This is a genomic window from Desulfocurvus sp., assembly GCF_023230885.1.
Classification (GTDB): Bacteria; Desulfobacterota; Desulfovibrionia; order Desulfovibrionales; family Desulfovibrionaceae; genus Desulfocurvus.
This window is the reverse complement of the sequence record NZ_JALNWM010000262.1, coordinates 1-3,512: the sequence shown is the minus strand read 5'-3', so window position 1 is coordinate 3,512 and position 3,512 is coordinate 1. Positions and strand designations below refer to the sequence as shown.

The following is a 3,512-nucleotide window of genomic DNA, read 5'->3' as shown; positions in this document are numbered from 1 at the left end:
GATCGTCAACCACACCCCGTTGCTGGATTTCGTCATCGAATACCCCCGGAGCATGCAGGACGCGTACTTCTATCGCGACTACCTGAAGCTCGACACCAGGAAGCCGTAGGCCGCCGTGGAACAGTACGATGTGAATCTGCGCGAATACTGGCGCATCTTCCGCAAGCGCAAGGTCACCGTGCTGCTGGCCACGGCCCTGCTCGGCCTGGCCAGCGCGGGTTTTGCGGTGTTCCTCGGGCCCGCGCCGCTGTACGAGTCGATATGCAGCGTGCAGTTCTCGCGCGAGCAGCCGGTGGAGGGCGTCTACGAGCAGACTGTCTCCTGGGGCGCGGAAACCAGCCTCCAGGCCCAGATATCGCTCATGACCAGCTACCAGGTCATCCAGGAGGTGGCCGAGCGCCTGGGGCTCGTTCCCGCCGGGCTGACCGAGGCCGACCTCCAGAAGCACCCCGGCCACGCCCAGGTCATCGACGCCCTGCGCAAGCGGGTGATGGTCCGCCGCGAGCCCGGCACCAACATCATCAACATCTCCGCCACGGACGCCTCCCCGAGCATGGCCCAGCGCACGGCGGACACCGTGGCCCAGACCTACCAGGACTTCTACCTGCGCGACCAGGGCCAGCGCCAGCAGCGCGCCCTGGCCTACCTGTCCGGGGAGCTGGAGCGCACGCGCGCCGAGCTGCGCTCCGCCGAGGACGACTTCAACTCCTTCACCCGCGCCCACCAGCTGGTGTCCATCGACCTCCAGGGCGAGGCGCTGCTCACGCGCATGCGCGAGCTGCAAAACGCCACCCAGGAGGCCCAGACCGCCAGCGCGGAGCTGGGCGAGCTGCTGGTGCGCCTGGAGCGCTTCGTGGATTCGCCCACGGGCTACGGCGGCGACCTCTATTCGCCCTATGCCAACTCCGAATACGAGGCCGTGCGCGCCCGGCTCGTGGAGGAGCTGCTGCGCCGCGACAGCCTGCTCGAAGACTACACCCCGAGCCACCCCTCGGTGGTGGCCGTGAACCGGCACATCGTGGAGACCGCGCGCAAGATGGCCGTGGTCGCCCAGGCCCAGCGCGCCAGCCTGGGCAACCAGATCCTGCGCCAGGAGGATGCCCGCGCCGGGGTCGAGGCCAAGATCAACGCGCTCATGGAGCGCCGCCTGACCTATGAGCGCCACAAGCGCCGCGTGGAGTCCTACAACGCCAAGGTGGCCATGCTGGAGGAGAAGAACCGCGAGGCCGCCCTGCGCCAGGCCGAAAAGCCCGACGAGGTGCGCATCGTCAAGCCCGCGTTCCTGCCGTCCTCGCCCGTCAATCCGCCCAAGGTCGAGGCCATTGCCGCCATCGGCGTGTTCGTCGGGCTGATCCTGGGCATGATCGCCGCCCTGGTGCGCGAGGCCTTCGACACCTCCGTGGGCGCCACGGGCGAGGTGGAGGAGACCGTGGGCGCCAAGGTCGTGGGCGTGATCCCCGACGAGGGCATCCGCGAGATCCGCGAGCTGCTGCGCGAGGGCCGGGTGCGCGCCGAGGGCTCGCCCCTGCGCCAGACCATGCACCTTGTGTCCCATTTCGTGCCCAAGTCCATGGTCGCCGAGAGCTTCCGCGCCCTGCGCATCAACGTGCAGTTCCTGGGCAAGGAGCGCGGCATCAAGACCCTGGCCGTGACCAGCGCCACGCCCCAGGAGGGCAAGACCGTGGTCTCGGCCAACCTGGCCGTGAGCATGGCCCAGGCGGGCAAGCGTGTGCTCCTGGTGGGCGCGGACCTGCGCAAGCCCATGGTCTCCGAGGCGTTCGGGGTTGAGGCCAGCCCGGGGCTCACCGACATCCTGCTGGGCAACTATTTCTGGCGCGACGCCATCAAGACCATCACCGACCTCATGCTCGGCGAGATGGGCGTCGACGACGTTATGGCCAACCCGGGGCTGGACAACCTGCACCTGATCACCGCGGGCACGCCCTACGCCAATCCCTCGGAGCTCATCGAGTCCAAGCTGCTGGGCGAGTTCCTGGCCGAGGTGCGCCGCGAGTACGACGTGGTCGTGCTGGACACGGCGCCCATCCTGTCCACGGCGGACCTCTCGGTGCTGGGCACCCTGGTGGACGGGGTGCTGCTGGTCTACCGCGTGGGCGGCGTCTCGCGCGAGCTGCTGCGCCGCGCGGCGGGCGAGCTGGTGCGCGTGCATTCCAACCTGCTTGGCGTGGTGCTCAACGGCATGAAGGCCGGGGCCACGCCCGACTTCGAGGACTTCAAGGCCTTCAAGTACTACTAGGCGCGGGCCCGGACGCGGGCGCGCGCGGGCCGGAGGGCCGGGCATGGCGCGGGAGTTCAACGGACCCGGGGGCATGGGGCCCTCGCCGCTGCGGCTGGCCATGCCGCTGCTCATCCTGCTGCCGCTGGCTCTGGCCTTCGGCTGGCTGCTGCCGCACCTGTCGCCCGCCCGGGCCCTGGCCTTCGGCGGCGGGGTGGCCCTGTTCGCGATCTGCCTGTTCAGCACGCGCGCGGCCCTGCTGATCATCGTCTTCTCCATGCTCCTGGGCCCGGAGTTCAACGTGGGCGGCCTGTCGGGCCAGGGCACCCTGGGCCGGGGGGTGACCCTGCGGGTCAACGATTTCGTCCTCGTGGTGGTCGGTTTCGGCTGGCTGGCGCGCATGGCCATCGACAAGCGCCTGGGCCTGTTCCTCAAGACGCCGCTGAACATGCCCATCGCCCTGTACACCCTCATCTGCGTGCTGAGCTCCGCCCTGGGCACGGTCATGGACCGCGTGGCCATCAAGTCCACGTTTTTCTACGTTCTCAAGTACTTCGAGTACATGTTCGTCTACTTCATGGTCGTGAATCATCTGCGCACCCGGCGCGACATGGAGCTCTTCCTGTGGGCCATGCTGGCCACCTGCGTCATCGCCTCGCTGGCGGGCATCGCCCAGATCCCCGGCGGCGGGCGCATCACCGCGCCCTTCGAGGGCGACCAGGGCGAGCCCAACACCTTCGGCGGCTATCTGGTGTTCATGATCGCCCTGGTCTCGGGGCTCATGGTCCACACGCGGTCCTGGCGGCGGCGGCTGGGGCTGGGGCTGGTGGTGCTGCTGGCCCTGGCGCCCCTGCTGCACACGGGCTCGCGCGGGTCGTACCTGGGGCTTGTGGGCGTGCTGGGCATGCTCGTGCTGCTGACGCGGCGCAAGGCGCTGGCCCTGGGGGTCGCGGGGTTGGGGCTCGTGGCGGTGCTCGCGCTGGCGCCGGACATCGCCCGCCAGCGCGTGGAGTTCACCTTCGAGCAGGGCCGCACCCGTGCCGACGTGGAGGAGGTCATGGGCGTGAAGCTCGACACGTCCTCGTCGGAGCGCATCAAGAGCTGGAAGGACGTGGCCGTGGACATCCTGGAGCACCCCATCCTGGGCTACGGGGTCACGGGCTACAAGTTCATCGACGGCCAGTATTTCCGGATCGTCATCGAGACGGGGCTGGTGGGCTTGGCGCTGTTCGCGTTTTTGATGCTGCGGGCCTGGGCCGTGGCCCGGGGGGTCTTC

The 3,512-nt window shown here is 69.1% G+C and carries 2 protein-coding genes; both read left to right on the top strand.

Going from position 1 to position 3,512, the window contains the following annotated elements:
* The first annotated feature begins 115 nt into the window (after positions 1 to 115).
* On the top strand, positions 116 to 2,257 hold the full coding sequence (locus M0P34_RS14370) for an AAA family ATPase (protein WP_291500343.1): 2,142 nt from the start codon (positions 116 to 118) through the stop codon (positions 2,255 to 2,257).
* Between the two features lie 43 nt (positions 2,258 to 2,300).
* Positions 2,301 to 3,512 (top strand): O-antigen ligase family protein (locus M0P34_RS14365; protein WP_291500341.1); only part of this gene is annotated, 1,212 nt, incomplete at its 3' end.